Annotated in this window: 16 protein-coding genes and 3 pseudogenes; 2 read left to right on the top strand and 17 right to left on the bottom strand. The window is 56.2% G+C overall.

Going from position 1 to position 25184, the window contains the following annotated elements; all coding sequences use genetic code 11:
• Window positions 1-222: 222 nt before the first annotated feature.
• The 8 genes from ACYJL1_RS17580 to ACYJL1_RS17545 all read right to left on the bottom strand — a co-directional run bounded on the left by ACYJL1_RS17580 (window position 223) and on the right by ACYJL1_RS17545 (window position 10540).
• The gene (locus ACYJL1_RS17580) at window positions 223-2088 is read right to left on the bottom strand and encodes an ABC transporter ATP-binding protein (protein ID WP_460898225.1); all 1866 of its coding nucleotides are present in this window, start codon (window positions 2086-2088) and stop codon (window positions 223-225) included.
• The gene (locus tag ACYJL1_RS17575; protein ID WP_460898289.1) at window positions 2088-3014 is read right to left on the bottom strand and encodes an ABC transporter permease; all 927 of its coding nucleotides are present in this window, start codon (window positions 3012-3014) and stop codon (window positions 2088-2090) included. Before ACYJL1_RS17575 ends, ACYJL1_RS17580 begins: the two co-directional genes overlap by 1 nt.
• Window positions 3014-3994, bottom strand: a complete 981-nt coding sequence (locus tag ACYJL1_RS17570) for an ABC transporter permease (RefSeq protein WP_460898224.1) — start codon at window positions 3992-3994, stop codon at window positions 3014-3016. Before ACYJL1_RS17570 ends, ACYJL1_RS17575 begins: the two co-directional genes overlap by 1 nt.
• A 77-nt stretch (window positions 3995-4071) precedes the next feature.
• On the bottom strand, window positions 4072-5658 hold the full coding sequence (locus tag ACYJL1_RS17565; RefSeq protein ID WP_460898223.1) for an ABC transporter substrate-binding protein: 1587 nt from the start codon (window positions 5656-5658) through the stop codon (window positions 4072-4074).
• Between the two features lie 37 nt (window positions 5659-5695).
• Window positions 5696-7306 (bottom strand): gamma-glutamyltransferase, encoded by a 1611-nt coding sequence (gene ggt, locus ACYJL1_RS17560; protein ID WP_460898222.1) that lies wholly within the window; start codon window positions 7304-7306, stop codon window positions 5696-5698.
• 2 nt (window positions 7307-7308) lie between these two features.
• Window positions 7309-8748, bottom strand: a complete 1440-nt coding sequence (locus ACYJL1_RS17555; RefSeq protein WP_460898221.1) for a M20/M25/M40 family metallo-hydrolase — start codon at window positions 8746-8748, stop codon at window positions 7309-7311.
• Window positions 8745-9161, bottom strand: a complete 417-nt coding sequence (locus ACYJL1_RS17550; protein ID WP_460898220.1) for an AtuA-related protein — start codon at window positions 9159-9161, stop codon at window positions 8745-8747. The genes ACYJL1_RS17555 and ACYJL1_RS17550 overlap by 4 nt, the downstream gene beginning before the upstream one ends.
• Window positions 9161-10540: an acyclic terpene utilization AtuA family protein gene (locus ACYJL1_RS17545; protein ID WP_460898219.1), complete on the bottom strand. Its 1380-nt coding sequence runs from the start codon at window positions 10538-10540 to the stop codon at window positions 9161-9163. Before ACYJL1_RS17545 ends, ACYJL1_RS17550 begins: the two co-directional genes overlap by 1 nt.
• A 688-nt stretch (window positions 10541-11228) precedes the next feature.
• On the opposite strand from ACYJL1_RS17545, the gene ACYJL1_RS17540 reads away from it, so the two are divergent.
• Both ACYJL1_RS17540 and ACYJL1_RS17535 read left to right on the top strand, forming a co-directional pair.
• On the top strand, window positions 11229-12161 hold the full coding sequence (locus ACYJL1_RS17540) for a LysR family transcriptional regulator (RefSeq protein WP_460898218.1): 933 nt from the start codon (window positions 11229-11231) through the stop codon (window positions 12159-12161).
• A gap of 274 nt (window positions 12162-12435) precedes the next feature.
• A complete protein-coding gene (locus ACYJL1_RS17535) occupies window positions 12436-12888 on the top strand; it encodes a hypothetical protein (protein ID WP_460898217.1) in 453 nt (150 codons plus the stop codon).
• Between the two features lie 515 nt (window positions 12889-13403).
• Here the strand turns inward: ACYJL1_RS17535 and ACYJL1_RS17530 are convergent.
• The 9 genes and pseudogenes from ACYJL1_RS17530 to ACYJL1_RS17490 form a co-directional block, all read right to left on the bottom strand.
• Window positions 13404-13652, bottom strand: coding sequence for a hypothetical protein (locus tag ACYJL1_RS17530; protein ID WP_460898216.1), 249 nt, complete (start codon window positions 13650-13652; stop codon window positions 13404-13406).
• 1106 nt (window positions 13653-14758) lie between these two features.
• On the bottom strand, window positions 14759-15064 hold the full coding sequence (locus ACYJL1_RS17525; RefSeq protein ID WP_460898215.1) for a hypothetical protein: 306 nt from the start codon (window positions 15062-15064) through the stop codon (window positions 14759-14761).
• A gap of 339 nt (window positions 15065-15403) precedes the next feature.
• Window positions 15404-16989, bottom strand: a pseudogene (locus ACYJL1_RS17520) (ISL3 family transposase).
• A 253-nt stretch (window positions 16990-17242) separates the two neighbouring features.
• Window positions 17243-17602 (bottom strand): annotated as a pseudogene (locus ACYJL1_RS17515) (amidohydrolase); the annotation flags it as partial.
• A 344-nt stretch (window positions 17603-17946) separates the two neighbouring features.
• Window positions 17947-18977 (bottom strand): annotated as a pseudogene (locus tag ACYJL1_RS17510) (IS110 family RNA-guided transposase).
• Window positions 18978-19720: 743 nt separating this feature from the next.
• Window positions 19721-21286 carry an indolepyruvate oxidoreductase subunit beta family protein gene (locus tag ACYJL1_RS17505; protein WP_460898214.1) on the bottom strand — a complete coding sequence of 522 codons (1566 nt, stop codon included), beginning with the start codon at window positions 21284-21286 and terminating at the stop codon, window positions 19721-19723.
• Complete coding sequence (locus ACYJL1_RS17500) at window positions 21283-23436, bottom strand: thiamine pyrophosphate-dependent enzyme (protein ID WP_460898213.1); 2154 nt, start codon at window positions 23434-23436, stop codon at window positions 21283-21285. The genes ACYJL1_RS17505 and ACYJL1_RS17500 overlap by 4 nt, the downstream gene beginning before the upstream one ends.
• Window positions 23437-23454: 18 nt before the next feature.
• Window positions 23455-23940 (bottom strand): MarR family winged helix-turn-helix transcriptional regulator, encoded by a 486-nt coding sequence (locus ACYJL1_RS17495; RefSeq protein WP_460898288.1) that lies wholly within the window; start codon window positions 23938-23940, stop codon window positions 23455-23457.
• A gap of 180 nt (window positions 23941-24120) precedes the next feature.
• The gene (locus ACYJL1_RS17490) at window positions 24121-24912 is read right to left on the bottom strand and encodes a cyclase family protein (protein WP_460898212.1); all 792 of its coding nucleotides are present in this window, start codon (window positions 24910-24912) and stop codon (window positions 24121-24123) included.
• Between the last annotated feature and the right edge of the window lie 272 nt (window positions 24913-25184).

Here is a 25184-nt window from a genome sequence, read left to right as displayed (position 1 = left end):
TGACTTTTACCGGCCGAATAGAGAAGCGTGGTCAATCGGATCGCGGCACACCTGTCAGGCTGAAGTTTAATAACGCCGGCGTAAAGTCGGTGCTGCAAATCTATGCGGCCTTACCCACCATGAGGGTCACATGATGCACTTGGATTAGGTTCTCCAAAATTGCTAGAAAACAGTGTCGGCAAACTCAAATGGAGCGGGTTCTGCTGGATCATTAGGGTTTTCTCAAAACCGTCCACCTTCATCATCCAGCATAACAAGATGGTCCGACCCTACTTCAACGTAGCGCCGCATCGGTGGTAAAAAATCAGGTGGATGTATGGGGCTATGCACTTCGTTGGCCGATAATTTCCGTTGCAGATGCCTGCGCGACGGGTCCGGAATCGGTACTGCTGCGATCAGCTTCTTTGTATATGGATGCCTTGGATTGGTGAAAATAGAAGCGCGAGGACCAATCTCTACAATCTCGCCCAGATACATCACAGCGACCCTATGACTGATCCTTTCGACTACAGCCATGTCATGGCTGATGAACAGATAAGACACCTTTAGGCTTTCCTGAAGATCGAGCAGTAGGTTGACGACCTGCGCCTTTACCGAAACATCCAGAGCTGAAACGGATTCATCTGCCACAATCAGTTCAGGATCCAGCATCAGTGCCCGCGCGATGGAAATTCGCTGCCGTTGCCCGCCAGAAAACTCATGCGGAAAACGATTCATCATGTCCGGACGCAAGTCTACACGCCTCAAAAGTTCCTCGGCCTTTACCTGAGCCGCCCGGCGGTCGCCCAGGCGATGAACGAGGAACGGCTCCATTAGCGCTTCTCCGACGGTCATTCGCGCGTTCAGGCTGGAAACCGGATCCTGAAAAATCATTTGCATCTTGCGACGCATATTGCGCAATTCACTCCGGTTCAGGGTTGACATATCTGTTCCCCGCACGACGACCTGCCCGGATAACGGCTGGACAAGCCGCATGATCGAGCGTCCGGTGGTCGATTTACCGCAACCGGATTCCCCTACGAGCGAGAGGGTTTCGCCAGCGCGAATGTCGAAACTGACATTTTCCACCGCATGCACGCGGGCGGAAATACCTCCGAAAGTTCCGCCATGAATATCGAACCGCGTCACCAGATTGGTGACTCTCAGCACAGGCTCCGAAGCCGGCTCGACGGTTTCTGTAACAGGTCGGGCAGAAGCAGCCGCCCCTGTCGCAAGATCAATCTCCGGGAAGCGGGCAGGCAACTGCGTTTCGCCCATTGCACCAAGTTGCGGTACAGCGGCAAGCAGCTTGCATGTATAAGCCGCATGTGGCGCTAGGATGACCTGCTCGGTCGGACCTTCTTCGATCTTGCGACCCTGATACATCACCACGGTCCGGTCCGATATTTCGGCTACCACACCCATGTCATGCGTGATGAACATGACCGACATGTCCTCTTCCGCCTGTATCTCCTTGATAAGCTCAAGAATCTGAGCTTGGATGGTCACGTCGAGCGCCGTCGTCGGTTCGTCGGCGATGAGCAGCCTTGGGCGACACGCGAGCGCAATGGCAATCATCGCGCGCTGGCGCATCCCGCCCGAGAACTGATGCGCATATTCGTCCATCCGCCGGGCTGCGGCTGGGATACGCACGCGCTCAAGCAACCGCAACGCCTCCTTGCGGGCTTCAGCTTCGGAAAGATTCCTGTGCTGGCGCAGCGTCTCGACCATGTGGAAGCCAATGGTCAAGACCGGATTGAGGCTGGTCTCCTGAAAGATCATGGCGATCCGGTTCCCGCGAATGCGCCGTATGCCTTCTTCTGGCAAGGACAACAAATCCTGTCCTTCAAAGAGTATGCGACCCTTGATCCGGCTGGTCGTCGGTGGCAGCAGACGCATGATAGACATCGCGGTTACACTTTTTCCCGAACCGGACTCGCCAACAAGAGCCACAGTTTCACCGGGGCCTATGCCGAAGGAGACATTCTCCAATACCGGGCTCCAGCGCCCCCGCTGAAAAAATGACGTCCGCAGGTCGCGCACGGAAAGGAGAGCCTCATCGGCCGGGCCACCAGTTTCCAGGCGGCGTTGCAGCAAATCAATCCCCATCAAGCTTGTCCTTTCGGATTGAACACGTCGCGCAGGCGGTCGCCCACAAGATTGATCGCGACGATGGTCGCAAGAAGTGCAATACCGGGATAGAAACTCAACCAGTATTCACCCGAAAACATGTATTGATAACCGTTCGCGATGAGCAGGCCGAGACTTGGCTCGGTGATCGGCACGCCGATTCCCAGGAAAGAGAGGGTCGCTTCCAGTGTTATAGCCCGAGCGACCTGAACGGTGCCGATCACGATCAGCGGCGTCATACAGTTGGGGAGCAGGTGACGGAAGATGATCCTGCGCAACGGTACGCCAAGGCAACTTGCAGCCTCGATATATTCACGGCGGGTCTCGATCAAGGCTGTGCCGCGCGCTGTACGGGCATAAGTTGCCCATTCCACAATAATCAGTGCAAGGACTACGTTGCCGACGCCCTTGCCGAGAAAAGCTAGGATCATCAATGCGACCAGTATCGCCGGGAATGAAAGCTGCAAATCGACAAGACGCATAATCAGATTCTCGGCGCGTCCACCTAGAAAAGCTGCCAGAAGCCCCAGCGTTGCCCCAAAAAGCGCGGCGCATACAGCCGATACCACGCCAACCCAGAGGGAAATGCGCAAGCCATGCAGAATGGCGGACAGCATGTCGCGGCCCTGATCGTCAGTTCCCAGCCAGAAGATATTTCCTCCGGACCCTGATATTGATCCCGGCGGCGACAGTCCATCCATGATGTCGAGTTGCATCAGGTCATAAGGGTTTTGGGGTGAAATCCAGGGCGCAACTATGGCCAAGGCCACGATCACAAGCAGAAAGATCAGCATGAAAACCGCCAGGCGAGAGGCACAATATTCGCGCCACATCCGCCGCAATGGTGTTTCGCGCGGCGCATTGTCAGCCGCATGTACGCTTTCGGTGTGGATGGACTCGCTCATCATCCTTTTCCCTTCGACGTCAGGCGGACCCGCGGGTCGAGTAGCGTGTAGATCAGGTCGACGAGCAGATTGATGGTGACGAAGATCACGACGATCATCATTAGGTAGGCGACCATCACTGGTCGATCGAGCACGTTGATACTGTCTATGATGAGCTTACCCATCCCAGGCCAGGCAAAGATGGATTCCGTGACGACCGAAAAAGCGATGACCGATCCGAACTCAAGACCGATAACGGTCACCACAGGGATCAGGATATTTTTAAGGACGTGCACATAGATCACCCGACGTTCGGTGAGCCCGCGGGCGCGCGCATAGCGGACATAGTCCTGAGGCAGTACGTCCTGCACTCCGGCGCGGACAAGGCGCATCACGAGAGCGATCTTGAAAAGCGACAGATTGAGGGCAGGCAGTACCAGGTGCTTTAGCCCGTCAGCACTCAGGAACGACCATTGCATACCGAGGAGTCTGACGGTTTCGCCGCGTCCAGAGGCTGGGAGCCAACCCAGTTTCACCGAGAAGAGCATGATCAGCATCATGCCTATCCAGAAGGTCGGCAGCGAAAATCCAAGAACGGATCCTGCCATCAAGATCTTTGACAAAAAGGTGCCTGGCCGCAAACCGGCATAGAGGCCGAGCGGAATTCCGATCAGCACGGCCATAAGCAAGGCGCAGATGGCCAGCTCCAGCGTCGCAGGCATACGCTGTAAGATCACCTCCAGGGCAGGCTGATTATAGACATAGCTGCGACCGAAATCGCCACTGAGAACACCGCGCAGAAAATTCAGATACTGTTCCCACAGCGGGCGATCCAGCCCAAAGGAATTGATCACTCTTAGCCGCTCCTCGGCGCTGGCGTCCGGCGGCACGAGAATAGTGACAGGATCGCCGATCACGTTGACGCCGATGAATACGATCAGTGTCATGGCGAACATGACAAGTAATGCCTGAGAAAGTCGGCTGGAAAGCCACATGAACATCGCGGTTTCCCTTTTCTGTGTTGGCTCGAAACAAGATGGGAGCGGTATCGAAACAATACGCCCCGGCGTTACACTGCTTATTGTGCGGGGTGCACATCCATCGCAAGCGTGCGCTCATCGCGGCGCGCGTCAATTTTGACGGTGTCTCGCGTTGCCCAATTGTTACGGAGCATGAACAGGGGAATGATCGGCTGATCTGCATCGGTCATCTCGACCGCCTTGACCAGCAGCTGTTCGCGCTTCGCGTCGCCCAATGTGCTCATGGCAGTAACAATGGCCGTGTCCAGTTCGGGATTGGAATAGGAACCCTTGTTGAATATCCCGAGGCCGGAATCGGTAGAATTCGTGTGCAGTACGTTCGTCAGCAAATATCCAGCCTCCCCGGTCGGGCTTCCCCAACCCTGAAGGGCTGCGGGGAAGTCTCCGCGATCAGCCAGGCCCGCAAAGGTTGGCCATGGCTGGGTATCAACCGCTGTCTTCACGCCAATCTTGGTCCACATCTGAGCGATAGCCTGGACCGTCGCCGCGTCGTTTGGATAGCGGTCATTCGGCCCGAAAAGAGTCATTGAGAACCCCTTCGGAAAACCAGCTTCGGTTAACATTGTCTTGGCGCGTTCCGGATCATATGTCGGGACAGCCACATTGGCGGCATAACCGAACTGGCCCTCGGCCAACCACTGTCCAGTTGGAATGGCAGCGCCCTTCATAATACGCATTGCAAGGCCTTCGCGGTTGATGGCGTAGGATAGTGCCTTTCGAACACGCACGTCCCGCAGCGGATTTTTCTCAACAGGTTTTGAACCGCTGCCAGTGAGTGCGGGCGGCATCTTCTCCCCCACATTCAGCGCGACATATATGACTCGCATTCCCTCTATGCTGAACACAGACAGGTTAGGCTCGTTGCGAAGACGTTCCAGATCACCCGAAGGTGGTGTATCGATAACGTCCACATCGCCCGACATTAGAGCAGCAACGCGCGCTCCGGCGTTCGAGATCATGCGGATCGTGAGCTTCTCCCAAGGTTGTTTGGGTCCCCACCAATCGTCATTCCGCGCATATTCCACGCGATCACCGGGCGCATAGCTGACAAAGCTATAGGGACCTGTACCGATCATTGCCTTGCCGGAATTATAATCCGCCGTCGTAGCCGTTTCACCAACGTGTTTTGAAATAATCGGAACGAAAGCAATATTGCGCGGCAGGTTCGGTGCAGGCGTTGGTGTATGGATTTTCAGCGTCAGATCATCGACGACTTCGACTGAAGCTACTTCACGCAGGAAGCCCCCAAAGCCACCGGGGCTATTCGGCACATCTTTGGCGCGAGTGTATGTGAAGGCGACATCCTGCGCAGTGAAAGGCTTGCCATCGTGCCATTTTACACCTGGACGCAGTTTGAAGAGCCATTCAGTATCGGAAACGGCCTCCCAGCTTTCGGCAAGACCCGGCGTCAGCGAAGTGTCAGGAAGACGATCAATGAGGCGGTCGAAGACATGCATGGCGATGGTGTGATTAGGCGTTGCATTGTGAAAATGCGGGTCCATCGAGGTGAATGCCCCGCCAATGGCGATACGCAAGGGCTTAGCATTAAGGGGCGAGCCGAGCATGAGAATGCTCGTCGTGGTGACGGCGATGAGCTTCGCAAGTTTTCCGGTGAATTTTATCATGGTCTTTTCCCTCCTGATCGGTTCCTCGGTCTTTTTGTTATCCGCGCAGCCACATGCCGTCGCGTTGTGGGTCCGCCGCTCCCGAGAGCGTCCCCATACCATCGCGATGCAGAGCGTGAAGCGCTGCAAAAGCGTAGCCAATGCTTGAGCGAGTGATCGTATAACCCATACCTTCAAGTTCGGTCTGGACATATCGTGGAATGCGATTTGAAATGTCGATGATATCGCTGGTAACGGATACTCGGGGAGCGGCCACCGCTTCCAGAACGGTCATGCCGAAATCGACGACGTTGCTGATGCCCTGCACCAAGGCGGGCAGGATTGCGGTTCCGCCCGGAGCGCCGATCACAATCTTAGGCGCCTCACCATCGAAAACGATGGTCGGAGTTTGCGAGCTGGTCCGGCATTTCGCGGGACCGAGTGATCCCGGTCGGCCCCGCCGCGGGTCAAATGCGCTCATGATGCAATTATACATGATGCCGAGACTAGCGGTCATTGCACCGCTCGGGACACCAAGCGTATGTGTGAGGCTGACGGCATTCCCGCTACCGTCCACGACGCAAACCTGGGTGGTATTTTTTGACTCATGTCCCATGTCCAGACGTTCGACATGTGCCACCCGGCCGCTGCGAATGTCATCTGCATGTTCGGTGGCCCGTTCCCCGGACAAGAGCCATCCGGCGGGCACGTCAGTAAAGCGGGGATCGCCTATATGAGCGTCCTTGTCGGTCGTCACGCGCTTAAGCACCTCGGCAAGCAGCCGCAAATGCTGTGCCGAGCCGTGCTCCATTGCCGGAAGATCGAAATTATCGAGTATTTGCAACGCTTGTATGAGGCTGATCCCACCGCCGGCAGGCGGAATGGAAGCCACGCGAAGCCCGCGATAATCTCCCCATACGGGATCAGAATGCCCAACTGCCACGGACGCCAGATCTTCACGGGAAAGGAGACCGCCGTTCGCCTGGAAGTCGGCGATGATTTCCTCGGCGATTTCACCGGAATAGAAGATCTCCGGTCCGGCCTTTGCAATGCGTTCGAGTGTGGTTGCGAGTTCAGGATTGACGATCCGCTCGCCCGCGCGCTTGAGCTGTCCGTCGGCGTGGAAATAAAGGCGGCGACCCGCCTCGCTGAATGCCAACTGATCACGGACGGATACACGTCCCTGCGCGGCGTCATCCAGATTCCAGAAATAACTCATATAAGGACGGATCATGAAACCACCGCGGGCATATTCGATTGCCGGCTTCAGCGCCTGCGCCAGGTCCATCGTGCCATGCCGCCCCAACACCGTGGCAAACCCCTTCAGACTGGTGGGCGTGCCTGCCGCCTGATAGCCGATTTCGTTCACATGGCCGTCGATCGTGAACGAGAAGCCGTCGCGAGCCTCGCCTCGCAGTTTGTCCACCCACATGTCCGGCGTGACTGCTAGAGGAGAGCGCGCGAAGAACTCCCAGACTTCATGCACTCCCTTGCCGGGCATGAAGGTCTGCATGGAACCGTAACCGGCGATACCTGCCATCTGCGGATCGACCACACATTGAACCAACGCCGCCGTGATCGCGGCATCGACAGCATTACCCCCGCGCCGCAGTACAATGGCCCCGGCTTCAGCGGCTTCCGGTTGGGCGGCGACGATGATTCCGTTCATCTCTAACCTCGCCGTGCATCTGCGGTTGCGGCGCGGAAATCCTCAGGCGTGAATTCGGCCAGTTGCTCAAGCAGGGCCGGCCACAGCTTTAGCCCCAAGGGAATTGACTCGATATGGAAAAATTCGTTCGGGGCATGCACGTCTTCATCAGGAAGGTTCATGCCGAACATCATTGTATCGAGACCAAGCTCGCGCGAAAAGATCGCAGTGATCGGCACCGTGGCGCCAAGCCGGACCAGCACAGGCTCCTGTCCTGTTTCAGCCTTGAGGACCGTGCGTGCCGCCTTGATCAGCGGATGCTCGGACGAGATATCCGAGGCAGGCGAGCCGTAGCCGTGCTTGAGGATGAACCGTAGCTTGGCACCCTCGGGGCATGCTGATTCAAGATGTCCCTTGACGGCCGCCTGCGCTGCAGCCGGATTGACACCGGGAGACAGGCGGACCGTTATCTTGGCATGAGCCACTTGCGGAATGACAGTCTTGCTTCCCTCACCGATGTAACCGCCCCACATGCCGTTCACATCGATTGACGGAAATAACGTCAGCCGTTCACGAATGGACAGATCCGGTTCGCCTGCGTTTATACCGCCCACCTCGTCGACAAAGGCCCGCTCGTCGAAAGGAAGGGCAGCCGCATTGTCCCGTTCATCGTCGCTGACGGGGCGGGCCATTTCGCACAGGGCTTTGACCGCGATCGATCCATCGGGATTGTGCAGGCTGGCCACCAGACGAGCCATTTCGTGCAAGGCATTGCGGATTGCACCACCGTAACGACCGGAATGCACTTCCTTGTCAGCCGTACTCAGCTCGATCTCGAAGCCGGTCAGGCCGCGCGCGCCGACATTAATGGTTGGCGTGGTCGGGCTTGCCCGTCCGCCATCCGCCGAAATCATCGCGTCAGCCTCTAGCAGGCCGCGATATCTGCGGATGATCTCGACAAGGCTTGGGCTACCACTTTCCTCCTCGCCTTCGATGAAGAATTTGATATTGACTGGCAAGCGGCCATGAATGGCCAGATATTCCGCAACCGTCTCAATCGCGATCACGGTCGATCCCTTCACATCGGAAGCCCCTCTGGCGTAAAGCCGGTCGCCGATGACCGTCGGCTCAAACGGCGGCGTCCGCCACAGTTCGACGGGATCGGCAGGCTGGACGTCGTAATGGCCGTAGATGATTAGGGTGGGCGCTTCAGCGTCAGCTTCCTGCCACGCCGCATATATCGCGGGATGTCCGCCACCATCCAGCAAGCGGACATCGTTCATACCGATTTCACGCAGCCATGCGCACAGATAGTCCCGCGTGCGCTTCATCTCCGGCTTGAAAGCGTTATCGGTGCTCACGCTCTTAAAGCGCAGAAGAGCCTTGAGACGCTCCATCACGCTGTCCTGCCGCGCCAGCAGCGAATCGATGACAGTTTGTGCCGTCGTATCATTACGGATCATGCGCGCGCTTCCTCCTTGACCTTCGAAGAGATGGATGTTTTTTCGTGTCTGGAAGCCCTCACCTGTGCAACGATGCGCGCCGTCTCGTCGTCGAGTTCGAGTTCCAGTCCCAGCAAATAGAAAGACAGCGTCTTGCCGTGCCCGTCGAGACCGAGGGAAGAATTGACCCCTCCGTCAAGAACCGCATCCAGCACGAAGTTAAACGCTTCAAGGCGCGGCAGATCGTAACGAACCACTTTCTCCGGCTTGCGGTGCCCGAAACGGCGGGCAACTAGGTCAGCCGTCAGCAACCGCTCCAATATCGGATAAAATTCGGGCTCGCGCGCAATGACGGACAGGTTCGAACGGTCCCCCTTGTCGCCCGAGCGCGAATGCGCTAGCTCATGCAGAATAATGGTGGAAGGATGGGTCATTATTGCGCTCCGATCAAGCTTACCTTCGGCTCCACCAGTTCACGCGGAAGCAGGCAGGACGTGCTTTTAAGCCGCGGAAGTAACCGACTGCGCACGCCGCCGCCGCCAGCAGGGCCGGAAACGTAAAGTGCCTCGACTTCGTCGATCAGAATTCGCCCCTCTTCGGGCGACCCCACCTCAGTAGCAAACATGACACGCAAATCTGGACTAAGGTCCGTTGTCTTGCGCGCCGCCAATGCCTGACCTCCAGTATCGCCGAAGACCGATACAAGTCCGATGATGTCGGCCCTGATGAGCAGGTTGGCTGACACCCGCGCCATGCGGGCACGGATAATATCGATTGCGAGTCTCGCACGGGCTTCGGCATTCACCCCCGCATAGGATATTTCGGCCTCTGTCAGATAGCCGCCGTCGATACAGACGGTCGCTTTCAGCCTGTCCGGCCGCATCTTGCCCCGCGCGCCGGTGACACGGACCCGGTCCGGGCCCATCTGGGTAAGTTCGACCTGCGAGAGATCGAGAACCACGTCGGGCGTCAGATAAGCCGCTGGATCGTGAATTTCATACAGAATCTGTTCTTTTACCGTGCGGAGATCTATGAGCCCGCCAGTGCCTTCTGGCTTCGTCAGCACGATAGTCCCATCCCGGCTTATGCTAGCCAGCGGATAGCCGATCATGTCCATGTTAGACACGTCGTTGAAGCCCGGATCGGCGAAATAACCTCCAGTTACCTGAGGGCCGCACTCCAAAAGGTGTCCTGCAAGAACGCCAGCGGCAAGGCTGTCCCAATCATCTTCTGCCCATTGAAAAACATGCCAGAGCGGTCCAAGCGCCAGCGCCGGGTCGGCCACACGTCCTGTAATGACCACGTCAGCCCCGATATCGAGGGCGCGTGCTATAGAAGCTGCGCCGAGATAGGCGTTGATTGCTAAAATTTGGGGGTTCGACCTTAAAACCTGACCGTCGACCTCGGCGTCCGCAAGGAAATTGGTACTGAGTTTGCCAATAAGATCGTCGCCTTCCACGCAAGCGATACGAATATCCGGAAAACCCGCTTCCTTAGCCCAGGTGGCAACGTGTATTGCCGCAGCGTGCGGGTTTGCCGCTCCGAAATTACCTATAATCTTGATACCGGCTTTAACGCAGGCAGCGAGATTTGAACGAAGCATTGGCTCGATCGCAGCAATAAAGCCGCGATCGGGTGACCGCCTTTTCTCATTTTGCGCAAGGGCCAGTGTGCGTTCAGCCAGCATCTCGAAAATCATGAAACGTGGACCTTCGTGGCGAGACAGGGCGTCGATCAACGGACCGGTCGAATCTTTTCGATCATTCGCAAATCCAGCACCACCTCCGATCATCACCTCTACGGCCTTATGCATTCGTCTTCCCCAGTTGCTGGTTTCCCCATTTATTGCTGAGAGGAATATATATAGTCAAATAATGCTGTGGGATTTTTATATAGCGTTACCTTATGGAACATCGACATGTGTAGATGTCCATGGCAATAGTTGTCGGTCTTCAGAGTGGCAAAGCACAAACAATCGCGGTTTATTAAAAATCGCTGGACGAAGCGCTTTTCTTCGGTTAGCCAGCCGTTTTGTTGTGTGCGGGCGACCACCATTGATCCACATCGAGCGAAGGTGAAGCCACCGGGTCGCCGGAAAATACTGGCCTTTCTGCTAATCTGTAAACGCGAAAGCAATGAACTTAGTTGGTGGGATTCCTAGCTGCTCGGCCGAAAGGCGACGACTCTGTTGCAGTCCGCCGAGCTCGCTTGGCATGAAATCGCGGCAAGAGCATTGCCAGCGTCAAAACTTCCTGTTCCAACACTTCGAAGATGCGATCCCGATACAGTCTAAAGATCGTTTTACCAATCATAGCGTCGACAGTAATTCGCACACCGTAATGGTAGTGAGGGAGTTTGACTGCGGCATGCCCCGGACCGACCAATGGACCCGCGAGGGCAAGAGCCTCTTGGAATTCTTCAAAACGTGAGTCTATGATACTGCGTTCATTCATCGGTTATTGTTATAATTGAACTGGTGAGCGATTGAGGAGGGACCGACCATGAATTTGACGATTCGCCAACTAGAGATCCTTGTGGCAGTCGCCGACACAATGAATTTCACTGTCGCGGCGGAAGCGATGGGAATCTCGCAACCAGCGGTCAGCGAAATCATCCGACGGATCGAATTCGAGCTTGGTTTAACCGTCATTGATCGCACCACGCGCAAGATGAAGCTTACACGCGAAGGACATCACATCGTTGTCACCGCGCGAGAGGCCGTACGTATGCTGCGTCACTCACTCGACACGATCAGCAACCATATGAACGGCCAGCGTGGCCGTATCGCAATATCGACGTTGCCCTCGCTTATTTGTTCACTCTTGTCGCATCATCTCCATGCTTTTTTAGCCGCGCATCCGGGCATGGACATCGAAATCCATGATGTACCGCAGAGTCAAGCAATGGCAATGCTCAATGATGGAACCGTTGATGCAGCGTTGGTTAGTCGGCCCGAGCGCATGACCGGGCTAGAGTTCCACCATATCATTGAAGATGCTGTACATGCAGTGTGTCATCGGGATCACCCTATGGCCCGCATGTCGCAGGTCACGTGGAGTGAATTAGGACAGTGGCCCTTTATCGCGGTATCCCCCAATTCATCTGTGCGCCAGTTGACCGACGCCGGTTTCTTACAGGCTGCGATCACAATCGAGGCCGCATTTGAGATCAACCAGATTCCATCAGCGAGTGCTCTGGCCTCATCAGGGTTAGGGATAACCGCCCTTCCTTCACTTACGCTGTCGATGATCAATAATGACAACCTGTGCATGATTCCGCTCGTTGAGCCTGTAATCGTTCGGCGGATCGGTTTCGTGGTGCGGAAAGAGCGGCTGCAGTCGCCAGCTTTAGGCAATCTCATCCGTTTCCTCCGGGATCGTAGATATGAACGGGCGGAGACACTGACACACACGTTGAAGAGGCCAGCCTGTTAACCACAAGCATCCAGGAACCGATGAAGAATGATATCTTTAATTTCACTGGTAAGCGCGTGCTGGTCACCCCCGGTAATGGCCAAGACGAAGTTTGGATTCTCGCTGAGGATGCTATCAACCCGCAGACTCTACGTGATCACCGGCAAATCGCGCAGCGATGGTTGAGCTGGAACAAGAACCGTTATCAGAGTTTTACACAATGGTTATATGTGCGTCTTGAAGGCGATTTTAACGTTAGTCCGGGCAGGCCATGGATTGAACTAACCAAGGAAGCATGGACGAGCAATTGGAGGAAACTGATCTGGTTGTGGAACTGGTGTCCACTTGGCAGGACCGCACGGGGCCAGTGCGCAGGCAGATTTCATTCGTACGGGCGAAGGAACTCATTTATCCCATTTTCGACGATGTCGGCGTTCCCAGACCTTTTGTGAAGTGCACTCCTGCAAACAACCACATGCAGGGTTTTGTCACGGCAGAACACGAGATCTTCATATCGGAGCTGCCCCGCAACGCGACAGTGATCGAGGCCTGTGCACAACTCCTGCTCGGCCTGGGCGATAGCACCCCGGTCCAACAGAACATCAACCATAATTCGGTTGTACTTCCGGAACTGTATGGCACTGGCCGACCGTTACGTAGACAATCTGGCTCACGCAAACGCCCGGCGCGAAACCTGCCTGACTATCGGCAGCGTCCATTCCAAATGGGCGGGCATCAAAAAGGGTGATCCTCTTTATAAAACTGCAGTCGGTGCAGGATGCCGCATTTTTAGACGCGGCGGAGAACCCGAACCGTTGCGTGATCCGTAACAAGGAGCGTTAAGACGGTGTCTTCTGCACAACATCGGGGTTTTGCCAGGTCACAACATGACGCACCGTTGGCGAGTATTGCATAACGATGCTTCCGCCTGGAATCACCAGACGAAGATGCAAGATTTAATTTGGGTATTCCCGCTTAGAAGGTGAGATGAGCACCACCACTGGGCGGCCTTCTTTCCAACTCCTCGCAGGATGCGGCCGAGTTTTTCAATCCCTGCCCGACGGCAAGTCCTCTATCTGCAGAACCATTTCATGCTGTTTTTTATAGCAGCCGGAATTCACCGTGGGAATCTGGTAGCTTATGATCAGGATGGTCAATGGTGGAACATGGCGCTGAGATCGCGCATGTCGATTGCCTGGCCGCAAGCCAGCTACGTCGCCTATGGTTCAAACCTGCTTTGTCTGCCGCAAAGTTCTCATACGGTTATTGGACAGGGCGAGTGGAGCCGTTGGCAAAAAGTTCGTTCAGTTCGTCCCTGATTTTTGCGAATGTCCCCTTCTTCGTTCGTATCGGAACATAGATGCAGCATCGCCCCTCTTTGTCCTTTACTCGAATTGCGTTGGGAAAGTTGTCCGGCACCTCGCCTCCATGCTCCATTGTTTCGAAGATGAGGTCTCGGCCGTCACCGTGCGGATCTTGTGGGCGGTCTCGCTGGATGTCTTTCTCATTCATGTTGAATCCTCCTGCCTTCGTTGGACTTAAGGGCCAAGCCCATCGTATCATGGGAGACAAATCCAATGAACGGCCGGAGAAGTGTACCGTTTGCTTCATCTAAATAGCTCTCCTTGGCAAGCTTGGCCTTCCGAGCCGAGATTTTCACTGATTATCCTTCCGACTGGTTTTTACATGCCCGCTGCCGGGGAATTCAAAGGATCAGGCATCTTCGTTCGGTAGCTTTATTCCACAGTCATTCAGAGCCCTCAACAGGCTGCGGCCCGGCTTGCTGTTTTCCATCCTGTAATACGGCCCAGGTTTGACAGAAGGACCAGATCGCCTGCAGCTCCTCATTCATCTCTTTCGGCGTAATTTTTACCGCAGTATAAAAAATACCATAGCGAAAATTGCCATAGATGAAAGAATGGGGGAAAGGAACATCACCAACATAGTGCGATCAATGGAAAGTCGGCCTTTCTTGTCCCTACTCACGTACACGAATGTGCCAAGGACGAACGCTGCCACCAAGGTAACAAAGGCCAGAATGATGTGTTCAAGGGTAAACAATGACGCCTCTCTGAATTACAGTCTACGGGAAACCGCTCGACTGTAATTTGTCTGCATGCTCATTCAAGCTGGCAAATCGAAAAAATAATATTCCAGACGCTACTTCCTCTCCGCCAAAAAAACTCAGACGTGCGTAAGCTGACCATCCGAGGAAGCGGTGCGAGTATTCTCGCGATCGCGAGCACATTTCCGCTGCTCACAAATCCTCCCGGACGTGCCGCTTATACGGGGCAACGGATGCGTCAAAGGCTGGCGCTTCACCGACCAGGGGACTAAACTCCACGGTTACCCTGCGTCTCAAATTTCAACAGCTTCCGTGTGTCAGAAATTGATGTGTCCAGAAATGTTTACGTTGTAGGACGTGAGTCCCAGGATTTCAGGTCTTTGAAATCATCGGGTATTTTTATGCTTTGGTCTGCACCATTTCCCGACAGTGTCTTGTGGGAACATTTTACCCGTATCCTCATCCTGCCTCCAAGAACCACTGAAGCTTAGACAACCTCAGTCTCCCAGTTTGAACCGGATGGACAACCCCTTGAAAGCTCACAGCCAGGCAGCTATTTCGACTGGAGATAACCTTCCTTACGCCAGTATTTCAAAGCGAATTCATCGTCCTCGTTAGGTGCTTCACCGTCGAGCAGGTGTTCATTGGCATTCGTCATATTCCTGAGCGCGAGCTTGAAGTATTTCGCCGCTTTGGTTAGCAGTTCGCCGCCCAGATAACTCAAAGCAATCCGTTCGTCGTCATCCTCGTCAGTTTTGTACTCGATGAAAACACATTCCGTGCCGTCAAGATGCTTCTGCACCGTGTAGAAAAAATGTTCGTGAGTGTCGGGTTTGTACTCGCGCGATACCCGTAACATTGCAGGCTGGGGCGCCCCTGTCCTCTTACCCAACCCGACCGACCATCGTCACAGTCAGGTTAGCGGCCTTTTATGTCATTTTTTTACTTCTCCGCGCGACGGAAGCATGTCGTAGAGCGAGGACAAGACCGGCAGCAGGCTGATCGCCACCGTCGCAAGCAGGAAAGAGAAGATGGTCACTTCGACCGAACCATCGAAATCCTCACCACTTATTGAGCGGCGCCCGCATCGCCGGGTTTCCAAATCGCGTGCAATTGTCGGTGCGGTGCGGCCGTTTCAGAGTGAAGGCCAGCTACGCTGCGGTTGCAGCTGTCGCTTTGCCTTTAATTCGGTTCTTCCTCAATTTGTGTGATTCAGCGGCAACATTCTCGCTCTCATCAGTTCTGGCCCGGCTCTGCCATACATTGCTCGCTTCAATGTCTTGAGGCAGTTGATCTGCCCTTCGGCTTGGCCGTTGCTCCAGGTGGAGTTCGATTGCGTTTTTGACGGCATTGATATCCCGTCGTAGAACGCTGGCGAAACGCATGATTGCCGTAAGTTCGGTGTCGATGGCGTCATCGATCCATTCATCGAGCGCCTCTGGATGCCTATTGCGCAGGATTCCACTGAAGCGCATGGCCAAGCCTCGCATCTTGCAGAATGCCTCGGAACCCTTCTTCAAGGCATCGACCTTTCTCGCCTGGCGGTTGGTCAGAAGGCCGCGCGGCTTGATGCACAGCGCAACGACGACATCTGAAGAAATGACATGTCCAGTGTCAGGATCACGGATGGCTTCTGAAACATTCACCTCGGGCGGCACCTCATTGGATCGGAAGTTTTCTGCCTTGCGCCATACCTTCAAAAGTCGCTCCAGATTGGACCGGCTGCCAGTGTAGCCATGGTTCTTGACGTCGTGGAACAGATGGCGTCCAATGCGGTTTCCATCTTTCCAGCATTCAGCTAGGAATACTTCAAAATACAATGGCGATGTCGGGTTCAATGCGGCCCGGTTCCTGTCCTTGGGTGCGTTTGAAGTCAGCCAATTTGTGACGCTCCGGCGCTCATAGCCAGTGCGCCTCGCGATCTCGCTGTAGGTGAGGCCCTGCTGGCGTAAAGCGTGGAGCATTTCGAATATCTCCTGGCGCGACTGTCTGTGGGCCAGGCGGGCACGGCGGTGTTGAGCAGTGGTGCTGGCAATGGCGTCTTCCGACAATATTGGTCTGACGTTGGCATGACCGCAAAGGCTCATCTGCTCCTTGATCGCCGTCCTGAGATTTTGAACCAGATGAAAGCGATCAGCCACCTGTCTGGCCTGCGGCGCACCCTCTCTGGCAGCCTGTGCGTAGAGACCACAGCGATCTCGGCTGACGACCTCAATAGAAGGGCGTTCTTGTAACCACGCTTTCGCACTCTCAACGATCGACCATGATTGTGCCGTATCGTGTGGAGCGCCGCCAGCTCCAATCATCGATGCCAACGACCCTTATGTTGGCATCCTGGTTTGAGGTGGAAGCCCTTCGTTTAATCTGGCGAAGGATCGTGTCATCGCTAATGGGCATTCCAAGCCGGCCCATCAGATATTCAGCGGGGCGGCCGCCCATGCTGTGGCCGATCATGTCTACAACCGCCGCCATCCGTGCGGTTCGCCGCGAATGGGGTGAAGCAATCTCGGGAAGCCGATCGGTGAACGTTCGACGCTGACATCCCAAGTCTCTACATTGCCACCGATTCAGTGCGAGCTGAACTTTCACAACTTGGCCCTGAACCGGCAAGTCTTGAAGAGTGCGCTTGCGCCAACCGTGCCGATAACGGCTTCGCGTTCTGCAATCTGGGCAAATTCCGATTGGTTTCGCAACCGCGGAAACAATCCAACTTGCTTCGCTTTCGAGAGAGATGCCCAGAACGTTGACGCTTGGGCCGGGTGACCATTTTGATTTCGTGCGCATCACCGTGGATAGCAACTGCGACGTTAAGGATCTATTAACCACACAAAGTGAGGAAGAACCTCTTAAAGTGCAACAAGCCAATGAATTCATGGGGTTATCCGGTTGGCGGCAGCTGGAACGGCTGCTTCATCGAAATATTCGACAGCGACTGGTGGCCTGCGCGTGCGCGCAGGCCACCAGTCGGAATAGTTTATCGACAGGACAAGCGAAGTCCGGTCACCCTGATGAAATATCCGCCAGCTCTCGTCGCGTATCAGTGGCTGTGTCCGGGATGTACGTCCGGCGGAATCGGGCAAATGTAAGCCTTTCCATCGGTCTTTTCTAGCCATTCCATCTTGGCCGCGACCAGCAGTTCCGGCGAGGTCATCAATGACAATCCGGTCGTGGCAAGGGCCTTTGCGGCATGTGCCATCGCCTTGTGGGCCGCCGGGCTCTTGCCCTGCGCCACAACCTGCCAGGTATGTGGATTGGTGCCGATTGCCCAGGCCGGCGTCCAGCACTGCGCCGTTGGAGTGACCCAGCTGACATCGCCGACATCCGTCGAGCCCGCACGGAAATGCGACTGTCCGTCAAAGGCGCGCAGGCCGAGGTGCAGCGGCGGCGAGCCGTCCACCTTCGTTGTCTAATAGCGTTCCAAGAGTCAAGGAGCGGTGGGCACTCGTCAACGTCGCCGTGCAGCGGAACACGCTGGGCGGCGTACGTTATTCAATTCGATCGGGCCTCAGCGACTTTGTTTTCTTCAGAGCTATCCGGTGCCGGGAGCAGCGTTGTCTGCGCGGTCGACACAAGGTCGCCGCATAATGGGTTTTCGCAGGGTGGATCTTCCTATGTTTGAAGCGCAGTCTCGACCGAGCTGCAACGAAGGTAACCGGAATGATCCAACCCACGTCCGCAGCACGGACGCTCAGTGCCTCAAATCAGATTTGACGCGCTGAGGTGAGAAGGCTGGTTCTTCGTTTATGCGGTAGCGCCAGCCAATGCGTTGAACACTTCCCCCGTCTTGAGCATGCTATGCATGATAACGGCGAGTTTTCGGGCGACTGCCACTGCGGCGCGCTTGAAGCCCAGCCGCTCACGCAGTTTAAGTCCCCAGCTCCTGAGACTGTTTTCGTTTCTGCACTGGTTCTTGTAAGGAGTACCGTCGCTGCTTCATAAAGCAAGCCCCGCAGATGGTTGTCGCCTCTGCGTGAGATATGGCCGTCATAATCGACTTCGCCGGACTGGTACCGCCGCGTTGTCAGCCCTAGCCAAGCGCCAACTGAGCGCGACGTTTTGAAGTTTTCTGGATCTTCGATCGCTGCGACATACGAGATGGCGGTGACGGCGCCGATCCCCGGGATCGTCATCAAAAGCTTCGTCTCCTGGCTCTCCCGAGCCGCTGCGAGCAACTGCCGATCAAGATCGGCCGCGCGCCTGCGTATGTCGCGCCATGCCTCGAGCAGAGGCAATATGATCTTTCCCAGGCCGTCATGCCCATCCAGCAATTGCCTAATGTTCCCATCAAATATCCGACCTTTCCCTTTCGGGACAATAAGACCGAATGTCTTCATCAGGCCGCGGATTTGATTGCTGAGCTGGGTCGAGATAGTCAAAAGCTGATTGCGAGCCGCCACCAGCGTGCGCGTCAGCATGCTATCGAAAGCCTTCACCCGGACGGCCTTGTAGAACCCAGCTTCAGCTAAATGGGCCAAGCCATCCGCGTCGTTGGCGTCGGTCTTGTTGAGCGTCTCGTCCAAGACCTTTTGCGCGTGCCGCGCTTCGATACAGATTGCTGGAACCCCTTCGGCTGTTAGCGCATGATAGAACCATGTCGACAACGGCCCTGTCTCGAATACAACGCGCTTGGCATGCGGGGCGTGTTTGCGGATCATCTGCGCCAAAATTTTTGGGTCAGAGGGGCACTTGCCGCGCCAGATCCGCTTCCCGTCCTTTCGGATCGAGATGGCGGTCTCTTTCAATGAAACATCAAGCCCTATATATTCGACCATGGTTGCCTCCGTTTGATGTTTGGGCCCGGTCCTAATCGTGAGCCCGTATTTCCATCTTATCGGGGGCAACCACCATTACCAGCCATCATTGCATAACTGACCTGGGACGATCGCGCCGCGATTACCCCATGTTTGAAAATGCCTATAACAGACTAATTTTCACAGATTTCGATTGTAGCGCCTATGTCTACAATACCTATTGGCATGCCAACTCGCAAGTGCGGCGGTGGCTGCCGAGGAGTACGTCGACAGAGAACAAGAAGATAATTATTTAGGAATATCAAAAGCTTATTGCCATAACCCATCTTATGCCTCAAGCACGTGTAGCAGAGGCGCCTTCTATTTTCGAAAGCGACATGCCAATGAATTCATGAGGTTAGCCATGGAGGAAATTGGCTGTCAAACTGCTATACGCGGATCACTTTGTCCTAACGCCGCTTTTTTGAGCTTAAACAGCCTAAAGTCCCTCTTGGAGGCATTGCGCGACTGATGGGACGATCAAGCGCAATAAGCGTTCAGGATCAGCCACAGTACATCAGCGTAGGCTGGGCGTACCTCTTACTTCTGTTAGCAGCAAAACTTTCGGAGATATGCATGCGGCTGTACTGTCTTTTCTCCACAGACAGATCATCTTTGCATTTGGGAAATTCTGCGAACCGGTCAGGCCATCTGCATTGAGGATTCCCATCCAGACCGCTAGGACAACAGTCCGGTCAAGCTGACCGTTCAAAAGCAGTCAAAGTTCAACTCGAAAGGATCTCGCCTGAGCTGGTAAATGATCGTACGGTGCGGATCGCGCCGTCGAGCGCTGAGCCATCCGCGTCGGCAAGCGCAGCCTCCCTCAATCGCCTAATCCAATCGGCAGCGTCATCCCTGCCGCGCAGCAAGTCCAGGCACGACAGCACCTTGTCGAACTTGGATTGGCCGCGCTTGTGGGTATCCGAATAGCCTTTGATCAGGCGGCGGCACTTCAGCACCTCCACGCCGAGGGCGTAATCGGAAGCACGCTCGCGCACTGCAACGGCCAGCCAGTCCTCCAGATGACGAGTCTCGACCTGATGGCGCAGCAGGCTGCGGCGCCAACGGCGCAGCCCGGCAAGAGACCATAGGACTCCAAAACCGAGCACACCGTCTGTCCGGATTCGGCGACCCCCATCGACGAGACGGTTGAACGCTTTCATCAACCACAGCCGCCGCTCTATGGCCGCACCCAGCCTTACAGGCAGGAGGCCGCAGATCTCGTCCATACGTGGATGGAAATATTCGGTGGTCCGCAACGTTTGGCCTTCGCGCAGATGGACCTCGGCGCGGACTCGGGCGGCACGCGTCGGCCGGGTCTTGAGATCGGCCACCCGGATGATGTCGTCATAGACCATTGCGTTGGCGATATATTTTGCCGCCTCGCGCGAAAAGGCCCAGCCTTCCGCCTCCTCATCGATGGTGACGATTTTTTCAAGACGGGCGAGATATTCGGCGCCATAGGCCGCATCGAGAAAATCCACGACCTTGATAAGACCCAGCTCTGCCAGTTCGCGCGCCGGTTGCGGCTGGTGACGGATGCGCTCACGCAGACCGTTCCACTCGTCCTGAAGCCAGCCTGGCACTGTTACATGCCTCGGCTTTGCCGCAAGCGTAGCGGATTCGTCCTCACCATCGCTGGCAGCGCGCTCATAAGCAAGTGCGAAAGCCCGCAAGCTTGCGTCCACGCCCTTTCCCCCAGCCCTGATGGTTTCCTCGAAGGCCGCACGCGGGAATGGCAGTTCGGCCGATCCGGCCAGAGCGCCAAACAGGCTCGCCGAGACGACGCTCCCGGCCTTCTTTGCCATCGTTTCCATGTCGAAGTTAATGAAGCGGCGGGATGCCTGCGCTGCGCTTTTCACGACAGTGTCCACAGAGACTTTACCGTCACCCGGCACAATTTTTTCCGAAACGGCCAGCATGCGGTGGCTCGATGCGATCAGTGTGGTTCGTTCGGGGGTGACGAAGCCGCGCAATACCGCTCTGCCGGCTTCCACCAGTTCGGCAGCGATCAGTATATCGACGTCTCCCGGCGCTGGACTAAGCGACAATACAGGCCGGATATTGCCACGATCCGGCTCGCAAGGCATCATCTCGACATAGTAGATCGTGGCCCCCGTGCGCTGGGCAACGCCTGCGACGGATGTGGACTGGACATGCCATCCTGAACGCTGGGCCAAATCTGTGATCCAGCCCGCCAAGACGCCGCCGCCTTGACCACCAACCGCCAGTATGGCAATTTTGAAAATGCCTCTTGTGGCGTCGCCTCCTTCCGGCAATTCGTATTTCATGGCTGCGCCACGTCGAAGGAGAGACGACGACGCTCCCGGCTTGCCTGCAACGCTGCAATCACTCGCCCGCGCAGAGCAGCCCAGAACCGCTCCCATGCCTTTGGATTGCTGACGATGTCGGCCTGATAAAAGGATGGACACAGGACCGCCGCGTCTGCTACCTCGCCACAATTGCCGCAGCCGACGCAGTTGTCGTCGATCGCAGCCACCGGATCGTCGCGCAGCGGGTCGTCCAGATGCTTGACGGTCAAAGAAGGACAGCCGGAAAGGCGCATGCAGGCATGATCGCCGGTGCACACGTCCTCGTCGACCCCGAATTTGGTGCGCACCACGCGCTTGCCGTCCGCGATCGCGATCTTCTTGAGTGGCGCCTCGCGTCGCTGAAGGTTGAGCATGCACTCCGAGGACGCCACGATGACCTTGGGCCCTTTCTCGGGCGTAGTCAGCGCTTCCCTCAACGTGTCGCGCATCAGTCCGACATCGTAAGTGCGTTTGACATGACGTACCCATTTCACGCCTATGCCCCGAAGGGCGTTTGTTATCGGGTGGTTGGTTGATTTAGACCGATTGGAGGCGCGGGAGGATAGTATATCCTGGCCGCCCGTGGCCGCCGAATAATAGTTGTCCACCACCACGATCACGCCATCGTTCTGGTTGAACACCGCATTGCCGATAGAAGAGGTTAAGCCATTATGCCAGAAACCGCCGTCGCCAACGAAGGAGATGGAGCGTCGGCTGGCGTCCGGGGCATTGAAAGCCGAAGCCGAAGCCGGCCCCAGTCCGTAACCCATTGTCGTCGCGCCAAGCTCGAACGGGGGCATGATGGAGAACAGGTGGCAGCCGATGTCCGACGCTATATGGTGTTTGCCCAGTTCCTCCTCGACAAGCTTGGTCGCGGCGAAGATTGGCCGTTCCGGACAACCGATACAAAAACCCGGCGGCCGGGCCGGAACGGCTTTGTCCAGATTGACATAAATTGGCGGGGCCGGCGCGTTTGGCGCTCTGACCTCCGGCGCCAGTAAATCGCCAGCGTGCTGGCGCAGAAAGCCGCCGATGCCGTCCAACATCACGTCGCCGGAATATTCTCCGGCCATGGGCAGCAGCCCTTTACCTTCCAGCTTTACCGAACCACCCGTCCTGTAGAGAATGGCGCCTAGTGCCTGCTCAATATAATCAGGCTGGCCTTCCTCGACCACAAGAATGGCATCCTTGCCCTCACAGAAGCGAACCAACTCATCCTCGATAAGAGGATAGGTCACGTTGAGCACATGAAGTGGCACCTTGGTCTCGCCGTAGAGGTCTGCAAGGCCCAGCCGCTGCAAAGAACGCACAACGCCATTATACATGCCGCCTTGGCAGATAATGCCGATTTTGCCTTCGCCGCCGAAGGTCTCGTTCAGCCCATGGCGCTTGATGTAGTCGATGGCCGCTGGCATGCGCTTCGATATCTTCTCCTTTTCATGCTGGAAGGAGGCGGGCGGCAGGACGATACGCTGGGTGTCGCGGCGCGGATTTTCCAATGCTTCGGCCACGGTCATGGCGGGGCGTTTGTTGTCCTTGGCGATGAAGGAGCCATGGACATGGCAGCAACGGATGCGCACCTGCAACATGACCGGCGTGTTGGAAGCCTCCGATAGTTCGAAGCCGTGTTCCACCGCCGCCACAATGGATGGCAGGTTGGGTCGCGGATCGAGCAGCCACACCTGGCTCTTCATGGCGAAAGCATGACTGCGCTCCTGCATGATGGAAGAGCCTTCGCCGTAATCTTCGCCCACGATGATCAGGGCGCCACCGGTTACTCCGCCCGAGGCGAGGTTGGCGAGCGCGTCCGAGGCGACGTTGGTACCGACAGTCGATTTGAAGGTTGCCGCACCCCGGATCGGATAGTGGACCGAGGCCGCCAGCATGGCAGTGGCGGTAGCCTCGGATGCACTCGCCTCAAAATGAACCCCGAGTTCGCCAAGGATTTCCTGTGCGTCCGCAAGCACGTCCATCAGGTGGCTGATCGGCGCACCCTGATAGCCGCCAACATAGCCGACTCCGCACTGCAGCAGCGCCTTGGTAATAGCGAGGATGCCCTCTCCCGCGAATTCCTGTCCCTCGCCCAGCTTGAGTTTCTGGACCTCCTTCGCGAATGACCGTTCAGCCATTGGGTGCCTCCTCAGGTGTCAAAAATCGTGCTTGCGTACGTTGATCAGAAGTTTCTGCAGGGTGGCGACGAAGGCTGCTTGTTCCTCGGGATCGATGCCGGCAAACATTGTCTCGTAGCTCTTGCGCATGGTAGGCCAGAGCTTTTCGAACGTGGCTCGGCCCAACTCGGTGATGGTCACACGTGTAGCACGGCTATCGTCCGGATCGGGATTGCGGCGGACCAATTTCTCGGCCTCGAGTGCGTCAAGCCCCCTGCTTAGGGTCGAATGTTCAACTACAGCGTAGACGGCAAGCTGGCTAATCAGCAGACCGTCGACCACCGAGAGAATAGCCAGCGCTCGCATCTTCGGTATGGTGAGTCCAAGCTTGGCCAGATCGTCGCGCAACGAGGCGTTGTAGCGCCCCATGATGCGGTTCATAAGGTAGGGTGCAAACTGCTGGAGTCCGATTTCTCCCAGCCTTGGACCGTCCAGTTCGACATCGGTGGGCACGCGCGCATTCATCGAGCTTCCAGTGCCGCCAGATATTTGGATACGTTGCATGAGCTCACGCTTGGTTGATTCAACTCGCCGGCGCGGACGAAGCGCTCCCAGCGCAGCACCCTTCCACCTTTGCCCGTGAGAAAGGCCGCCACGCCGAGTTCCTCGACGTTGCCAATTGCGACCCGAACGCTGGCGACGAGCCTAACCATTGGGCACCAGTGCCAGTGCACGCACCGGACTGCCAGTACCCTTGACGATCTTGAGCGGCGCGGCGATCAGGATTGCCCCCTTGGGTGGAAGCTTGTCGAGATTGATGAGGCTGGCGAGCCCATAACGATTAGCCTTGTGCAATAGGTTGTGCGCTGGGAACGGCGGCTCAAATGCACCAGCCGCGCCGGCATCGGTGCCGATGCACTGGGTTCCCCAGCCGATCGCGCCGCGTTCCAATATATATTCGATGCAATCTACAGATGGGCCAGGCGAATGTGGTCCGCTGGCGTCCGCATTGAGGAAGCGCTCCCGGGAATTGTTGTATTTATCCCAATCGGTGCGCATCACTACCCATTCACCCGCGCCGATGGCGCCGTGTTTGGCCTCCCATGCCTTGACGCCGTCGGCCGTCAGCAGGAAGTCGGGGTTGGCCTCTGTCTCGGTCGCGCAGTCAATAACGTTGACGGGAGCGACAAAGTTCTTGACCGGGATCGTGTCCGTGTAGCCGTCCTGATAGTCCTTGCCAGTTATCCAATGATGGGGAGCGTCAAAATGCGTTCCTGAGTGCTCGCCGATCTTGAGCCAGTTCCAAGCCCAAAATGGCCCGTTCTCGTCATATTCTGAAATGGAGTGAATCTCGATCGCCGGCGTATCCTTGGCCAGTTCCGGAGGAAGCTTGAGCAGCGGCGTGTCTGGCCCCAACGGCGCTGTCAGGTCGATCACATTGACCCCCCCGCTATGCAGCAGTTCGGATAGGTTACCTAGAGTGCTTGCTGCGGTCATCGCGAATCCTCCTCCTATGACGCGAAACATTCCCTTTTTTCCCAAATGATCCCTAGTGGATTTTATGTGCATATGCAACTATTTTTTGCATGCCACAGGACGCCGGCACGCTATATCGCCACTACCTCGTGAGCGGTTGTTGCTCGTTATGTGCAGTTTTAAGTGTGCATGTGGCGCGACGAATACTTCACCCGAGTGGTTCAATAAATATGCAATTGCATGTTTGTTGAACTTTCATCCCGTGACTTAGTCAATCGACCTGAACATCAAAT

The sequence above is a fragment of the Phyllobacterium sp. K27 genome (assembly GCF_054796155.1).
Note: the sequence above shows the minus strand (reverse complement) of the source record. Positions and strands in the feature narration are given on the sequence as shown.